This is a genomic window from Micromonospora sp. DT46 (assembly GCF_049841735.1).
GTDB classification, from domain to species: Bacteria; Actinomycetota; Actinomycetes; order Mycobacteriales; family Micromonosporaceae; genus Micromonospora; species Micromonospora reichwaldensis.
In genome coordinates, this window is the sequence record NZ_JBNCKW010000004.1 from 625,425 (window position 1) to 631,766 (window position 6,342).

General features: G+C 75.7%; 7 protein-coding genes. 5 read left to right on the forward strand and 2 right to left on the reverse strand.

The features are described from left to right. Window positions 1-29 precede the first annotated feature (29 nt). From ACLQ20_RS14125 to ACLQ20_RS14135, 3 genes are all read left to right on the forward strand, one after another. On the forward strand, window positions 30-899 hold the full coding sequence (locus ACLQ20_RS14125) for a carbohydrate ABC transporter permease (protein WP_358118382.1): 870 nt from the start codon (window positions 30-32) through the stop codon (window positions 897-899). Between the two features lie 88 nt (window positions 900-987). Beyond that, complete coding sequence (locus tag ACLQ20_RS14130) at window positions 988-1,602, forward strand: GNAT family N-acetyltransferase (RefSeq protein ID WP_151453689.1); 615 nt, start codon at window positions 988-990, stop codon at window positions 1,600-1,602. Between the two features lie 28 nt (window positions 1,603-1,630). Further along, on the forward strand, window positions 1,631-3,049 hold the full coding sequence (locus ACLQ20_RS14135) for an RtcB family protein (RefSeq protein ID WP_425855868.1): 1,419 nt from the start codon (window positions 1,631-1,633) through the stop codon (window positions 3,047-3,049). A 33-nt stretch (window positions 3,050-3,082) separates the two neighbouring features. Here the strand turns inward: ACLQ20_RS14135 and ACLQ20_RS14140 are convergent, their stop codons facing one another. Both ACLQ20_RS14140 and ACLQ20_RS14145 read right to left on the reverse strand, forming a co-directional pair. Next, window positions 3,083-3,514 (reverse strand): archease, encoded by a 432-nt coding sequence (locus ACLQ20_RS14140; RefSeq protein ID WP_151453666.1) that lies wholly within the window; start codon window positions 3,512-3,514, stop codon window positions 3,083-3,085. Between the two features lie 73 nt (window positions 3,515-3,587). Next, complete coding sequence (locus ACLQ20_RS14145) at window positions 3,588-5,189, reverse strand: LLM class flavin-dependent oxidoreductase (RefSeq protein ID WP_151453667.1); 1,602 nt, start codon at window positions 5,187-5,189, stop codon at window positions 3,588-3,590. 161 nt (window positions 5,190-5,350) lie between these two features. Here ACLQ20_RS14145 and ACLQ20_RS14150 point away from each other — a divergent pair, with 161 nt between their 5' ends. Further along, a complete protein-coding gene (locus ACLQ20_RS14150; RefSeq protein WP_425855871.1) occupies window positions 5,351-5,953 on the forward strand; it encodes an MBL fold metallo-hydrolase in 603 nt (200 codons plus the stop codon). A gap of 77 nt (window positions 5,954-6,030) precedes the next feature. Continuing rightward, complete coding sequence (locus tag ACLQ20_RS14155) at window positions 6,031-6,249, forward strand: hypothetical protein (RefSeq protein WP_089000245.1); 219 nt, start codon at window positions 6,031-6,033, stop codon at window positions 6,247-6,249. Window positions 6,250-6,342: the final 93 nt, after the last annotated feature.

Here is a 6,342-nt window from a genome sequence, read left to right on the forward strand (position 1 = left end):
ACCGCCGCTCGCGCCGGCAGTTGGCGCTGATGCTGGCGCCGTACCTGGTGGGGCTGGTCGGACTGGTGCTGCTGCCCGCCGCGGTCACCCTGGCGCTGGCGTTCACCGAGTACGACCTGCTGCGCCCGCCCCGCTGGGTGGGACTGGACAACTTCGCCGCACTGCTGGACGACCCGGTGTTCCGGGTGTCGCTGACCAACTCGCTGGTCTTCGCGCTGGTGGCCGTACCGCTGCGGGTGCTCTTCGCCCTCGGCCTGGCGCTGCTGCTGCACCGCCGCGCGGTCGGCGTCGGCGGCGCCCGCACCGCGGCGGTGCTGCCGACCGCGGTGCCGGAGATCGCCTACGGGCTGCTCTGGCTCTGGCTGCTCAACCCCCTCTACGGGCCGATCAACCAGCTGCTGCGCACGGGCGGGGAGAACGGCCTGACCGCGCTGGGACGCACCCCGCCGCAGTGGCTCACCGACCCCACCGACGCCCGCGCGGCGATCGTCCTGATGAGCCTGTTCACCATCGGCGAGACCTTCGTGGTGCTGCTGGCCGCCCGCCGCGCGCTGCCCCGCGACGTCTACGAGATGGCGGCGATCGAGGACGCCACCGGCTGGGACGTGTTCCGCCGGGTCACGCTGCCGCTGATGGCGCCCGTGCTGGGGCTGCTGGCGGTGCGCGACGCCATCCAGAGCCTGCACTTCTCCTTCGTGCCGGCCTTCGTGGTGACCGACGGCGGCCCACCCCCGTACGCCACCACCTACCTGTCGCTCTTCGTCTACCGCACCGGCTTCGAGTACCTGCGCTACGGCTACGCCGCCGCCGCGACCCTGGTGATGATCCTGCTGACCGTGGCGGCGGTGCTGGTGCAGTGGCGGCTGATCCGCCGCTACCGGGCGTTCTACCGGCTCTGAGCACCCGATAATCCCGGGCGCCGGCCCCGGGGGCCGTGGCATGATCGCGCACTGCGCCGGCCGGGCGGCGGCGCGCGAGGAGGACGGCATGGAGTTCGACGTACGCCGGATCGGGCCGGAGTCGACAGCCGAGGCGGCCGACGTGCTCGCCGACGCCTTCGACGGGTACCCCTGGATGGCCTGGACGGTCGCCGCCGACCGGCACCGGGAGCGGCTGGGGGCGATGTTCGCCGGCACCGTCGCCGCCGTCGGGCTGCCCTACGGCGACGTCTGGGCGGCGGCGGACGCCGACGGCCGGCTGGCGGCGGTGGCGGTCTGGCTGCGCCCGGACCGGCCGGTGCCGGACGAGGTCTGGGCCGCCGTCGCGGCCCGCAACGCCGAACTTGCCGGCGACCGGCAGCCGGCGCTGCACGCCGCCGACGCCGCCTGCGCCTCCCTGCGGTCGGCCGAGCCGGCGTTCCTGCTCGCCACCGTCGGCGTGCGCCGGACCGCCCAGGGCCGAGGGCTGGGGGCCCGGGTGCTGCGGCCCGGCCTGGTTGAGGCCGACCGGGCCGGCCTGCCCGCCGTGTTGGAGACCTCGTCGGAGCCGAACGTGCGGTTCTACCGGCGGCTGGGCTTCTCGGTGACCGGCCAGGCCCGGGTGCCCGCCGGCGGGCCCGACGTCTGGGCGATGCGGCGGCCGGCGGCCGGCGAGCGGGTGTAAGGGCCGTCCGCTCGGGTAGCCGCCGGGAATGGAGCTGGTCGAGGAGTCGCCGTACCGCTTCCGGATCGACCGGCACGACCCGATGCGGGTGCCGGGGGTGGTGTTCGCGTCCCGGTCCCTGCTGCCCGACGCCGGGGAGGACAGGTCGCTGGAGCAGGTCGCGAACGTCGCCACGCTGCCCGGCATCGTCGACGCCTCGTACGCCATGCCCGACGTGCACTGGGGCTACGGGTTTCCGATCGGCGGGGTGGCCGCCACCGACGTCGCGAACGGCGGCGTGGTCTCGCCCGGCGGGGTGGGCTTCGACATCTCCTGTGGCGTCCGGCTGCTCGCCGCCGACCTCGACCGCGACGGGCTGCGGCCCCGCCTCGACGCGCTGATGGACGGGCTGGGCGAGGCGACCCCACGCGGCATGGGCAGGGGCGCGGTATGGCACCTGTCGACGCGCGCGGAACTCGACGCGGTGCTGCGCGGCGGCTCCCGGTACGCGGTGGAGCGCGGCTTCGGCGTCGAGCGGGACCTGCACCGCTGCGAGGACGCCGGTGCCGTCGGCGACGCCGATCCGGCGCGGGTCAGCGAGCGGGCGATCGAGCGCGGCGCGCGCCAGGTCGGCAGCCTCGGCTCCGGCAACCACTTCCTGGAGGTCCAGGCCGTCGAGGAGGTGTACGACGACACCGCCGCCACCGCCTTCGGGCTGCGCCCCGGCCAGGTCTGCGTGATGATCCACTGCGGCTCCCGGGGGCTGGGTCACCAGATCTGCACCGACTACGTGCGGCAGATGGAGAAGGTGATGGCCCGCCACGGCATCGAGGTGCCGGACCGCCAGCTCGCCTGCGCCCCGGTCTCCTCCGCCGAGGGCCGCGCCTACCTGGGCGCGATGGCCGCCGCCGCCAACTACGCCCGGGCGAACCGGCAACTGCTGGCCGACGCCGCCCGGAAGGTCTTCGCCCGGGTCACCGGCAGCCGGCTCGACCTGGTCTACGACATCTCGCACAACCTCGCGAAGATCGAGACGCACGGCGTCGACGGCGAGCGCCGCGCGCTGTGTGTGCACCGCAAGGGGGCCACCCGCGCGCTGCCGCCCGGCCACGACGACCTGCCCGACGACCTGCGGGACGTGGGCCAGCCGGTGCTGATCCCCGGCTCCATGGGCACCGGCTCGTACGTGCTCACCGGCGTGCCGGGGGCGCCGGCCTTCGCGTCCACCTGCCACGGGGCCGGCCGGGTGCAGAGCCGCAAGCAGGCCGTGCGGTCGGAGCGCGGGCTGGACCCGCGTGCCCAGTTGGAGGCGCGGGACATCGCGGTTCGCGGGGCGTCCCGGCGCGGCCTGGCCGAGGAGATGCCGGCGGCGTACAAGGACGTCTCGGCGGTGGTGGCCGCCGCCGAGGGCGCCGGACTGTGCCGCAAGGTGGCCCGGCTGGTCCCGCTCGGCGTGGTGAAGGGCTGAGCGGGCGGCGCGGGTAGGACCGGGCGCGGGGGCTCACACGTCCAGCGTCACCGCGCAGCACCAGCCCCCGCGGTCGGGGCCGAAGCGCAGCCCGTGCAGGGAGACGGCCTTCGGCACCGCGCCGACCAGCTCGACGGCGTCGGTGTCCGCCGTGCGCCAGCGCACCACCAGGCCGCCGGCGCCGTCGTCGGCCACGTCGGTGCGCAGCGGCAGCTCACCCGCCGTCTCCATCCGGAAGATCACCTCGTCGAGTACGCCCACCAGCAGGTCCGCGTCGTCGTCACCGGCCGGCGCACGGAACTCCCGCTGCGGGCCCGGTGGCGCCCCGGCGGGGTCGACGAACGTCCCGACCAGCGCGGCGACCGCCTCGGCGACGCACTCCTCCCGGCTCGGCGCCCACGCCTCGATGCGGACGTCGGCGGTGTGCGGCAGGCGGCGGTGCCCCCGCCCGGGTGGTCGCGGCATGCCCCGATCCTCCGCCACGCCGCGCGACGGCGGGCTCGGTTCCGATCCGCCGGCACGCCGTGGGGCGGCGGCTTCAGTTCAGGCCGAGCCGGGCGATCGGCTCGACGAGCTCGCGTTCCTCGTAGGCGAGGTGGGACAGCAGGGTGTCGCTGAGCAGGTCGACCGCGGCGCGCAGCTCGGCCATCCCGTCGGCGACGGAGACGAACGCGACCAGCGCCCGGTCGACGCGTTCCAGCACGTCGTGGATGGCGTGGTGCTCCTGCTCCAGCCGGTCCAGCACCGGGGCGAGGCGGTCGTCGCCCCGGCGCAGGTGCGGGAAGATCCCCCGGTCCTCCAGCGTGTGGTGGGTGGTGACGACCCGGCAGTACGACTCGCAGTACGTGCCCAGGGTCCACTTGTTCTGCCGGATGGTCATGGTGTTGATGTGGGAGCGGGCCGTGCCCGCGTCGACCAGCCCGGCGCCCACCTGCTCCACCAGGTCGTACAGCCGGGTCAGCTCGGCGCGTAGCCCGTCGTGCACGTCGATCAGGTGCTGGGCGCCGGCCTGGTCGTGCGGGCTGTAGGTGCGTGCCGGGTCGGGCGCGGGGCCGGTGGGGCGCGTGGCCTCGTCCCAGACCCGGATCGCGCTGCGGCGCACGCCGTCGTCGGGCGTCGGGACGACGGCGAAGGACCCCGCGCCGGCGGGCGGACGGGGAGCGGGCGGCGGCTGCGCCCCGGCGCCCCCGGGTGTCGCCCGCGGCCCGCCGGCTTCGGGCGTCGCCGGGGTCACGGCGGCAGCGGCGCCGGCCGCGCGCTCGCCGGCCACGAGTTCGCGTACGGCGGGGGCGACCTCGGCGGCGAAGCGCCGCAGGTCCTCCGGGTCGTCGCTGCCCAGGATGAAGGTGCTGATCCCGTCGCTGAGCGCGAGGTCGGCCAGTTCCTCGGCCCACTGCTCGGCGGGGCCGTCCAGTGGTCCCCGGCCGACGGGGGCGAAGCGACCGGTGACGTTGAGCAGGCGGCGCACGTCGGCCGGATCGCGGCCGGCCTCCCGCGCGGCGTCGTCGATGATCGTGTTGCCCCTGCCCAGGTCGCCTGGTTGCAGGTAGCCCAGCGACGGCAGCCACCCGTCGGCCCGGCTCCCGGTCAACGCCAGCATCCGCGGCTTGTACGCGCCGAGCCAGATGCCCACGTCGTGGGCGGGCGCGGGGCCCCGCTTCGCGCCCACCACCCGGTGGAACTCGCCGTCGACCCGGACGCCGCCGCGCGCCCCGACGTCCCAGACCTGGCGGATGACGTCGATCGCCTCGGTCAGGGCCCGCACGCCCTGCCCGGGGGAGAGCCGGCGCCCGCCCATCGCCTCGATGGCCTCCCAGAACGCGCCGGCGCCCAGGCCGAGCTCCACCCGGCCACCGCTGAGCAGATCGAGACTCGCCACGCTGCGGGCGAGGACGGCCGGCGGGCGCAGCGGCAGGTTCGTCACGTTGGCGGCCAGCCGCACCGTGCCGGTGCGGGCAGCCACGAAGCTCATCAGCGTCCACGTGTCGAGGAACGCGGGCTGGTACGGGTGGTCCTGGAAGGTGACCAGGTCGAACCCGACCTGCTCGGCCAGCACGGCGAGGCCCACCACCCGCCCGGGCTCGGCGTTGCCGGGCGTCAGGAACGCCCCGAAGGCCAGCGGGTGGCCGTAGTCGCCCATCTCGGTACTCCCTTCCGCCCCGCAGCCTCTCACGTGGCCCGGGACGGTCTCCGGGCCGTCCGGCGAAACCGGCCGGGAAAGCGGGCCGCCACCCCTCCGGCACGGCCCGTGCCGCCCGCCGCCGGGCACACGGGGCGCTGCCACCGGCGTACGGTCGCCGGATGCGGCTGACCAAGTTCACCCACTCCTGCGTCCGGCTGGAGCACGACGGCGGCGTGCTGGTCATCGACCCCGGCACCTGGAGCGAGCCGCGGGCCCTGGCCGGCGCGGACGCCGTCCTCGTCACCCACGAGCACACCGACCACGTCGACGTGCTCCGGTTGGCGGGTCTCGGCGTGCCGGTCTTCGCCCCGCAGGGCGCCGTCCTGCCCGACCTGGCGCCGCTGTCCGTGACCAGGGTCGGCGCCGGCGAGCGGTTCACCGCCGCCGGCCTCACCGTGACCGCGCTCGGCGGTCGGCACGCCGCCATCCACGGCGGCCAGCCCGACTGCGCCAACCTGGGCTACCTCGTCGGCGACGCGGTCTACCACCCGGGCGACTCGCTGCACCGGCCGGACCGGCTGGTCGAGACGCTGCTGGTCCCGGCGCAGGCCTCCTGGCTGAAGCTCACCGAGGCGATCGACTTCGCCACCGCCGTCGGGGCCGAGCGGGTGTTCCCGATCCACGACGCGCAGCTCAACGAGCGCGGCCTGACCAGCGTGAACGGCTGGTTCGCCGAGACCGTGCCCGGCTACCGCCACCTGGCGCCGGGGGAGTCCGCCTGACCGGTGACCCCACCCAGGGGTGGTCTTGACCGACACCGGCCGTGTCGTCCACGGACGAACTGCTATACGGTCGCGGGGTGAGGGTCGAAGAACACTGGTGGAACGGCGACACGTCGCAGCGTGGGCGTCGGGACGTGTACATCCGTACCGACGGGCAGCGATGGGACGTACAGGTACGGATCGGCGGCGAGTCAGGCCGCTCCCGGGTGCAGGAGTGCCCCGGTCGGACGTCGGCGGTCATTCTGGCCGGCGCGTGGCGCGGCAACCACCCCGCCTGGCGCGAGGTGTCCGACTGACGGCGATCGCCGGGCGCCCCCCGGGACAAACCGGCGCGGGCCGGGAAGGACGGCGGGGCCCCCCGCCACCCGGGTCGCTCGCCACCCCCAGAG

Coding starts and splice junctions, on each gene's coding strand:
- ACLQ20_RS14135 (WP_425855868.1), top strand. CDS start 1,631: ATGGAGCTGGTCGAGGAGTCGCCGTACCGCTTCCGGATCGACCGGCAC.
- ACLQ20_RS14140 (WP_151453666.1), bottom strand. CDS start 3,514: ATGCCGCGACCACCCGGGCGGGGGCACCGCCGCCTGCCGCACACCGCC.
- ACLQ20_RS14150 (WP_425855871.1), top strand. CDS start 5,351: ATGCGGCTGACCAAGTTCACCCACTCCTGCGTCCGGCTGGAGCACGAC.
- ACLQ20_RS14130 (WP_151453689.1), top strand. CDS start 988: ATGGAGTTCGACGTACGCCGGATCGGGCCGGAGTCGACAGCCGAGGCG.
- ACLQ20_RS14125 (WP_358118382.1), top strand. CDS start 30: ATGCTGGCGCCGTACCTGGTGGGGCTGGTCGGACTGGTGCTGCTGCCC.
- ACLQ20_RS14145 (WP_151453667.1), bottom strand. CDS start 5,189: ATGGGCGACTACGGCCACCCGCTGGCCTTCGGGGCGTTCCTGACGCCC.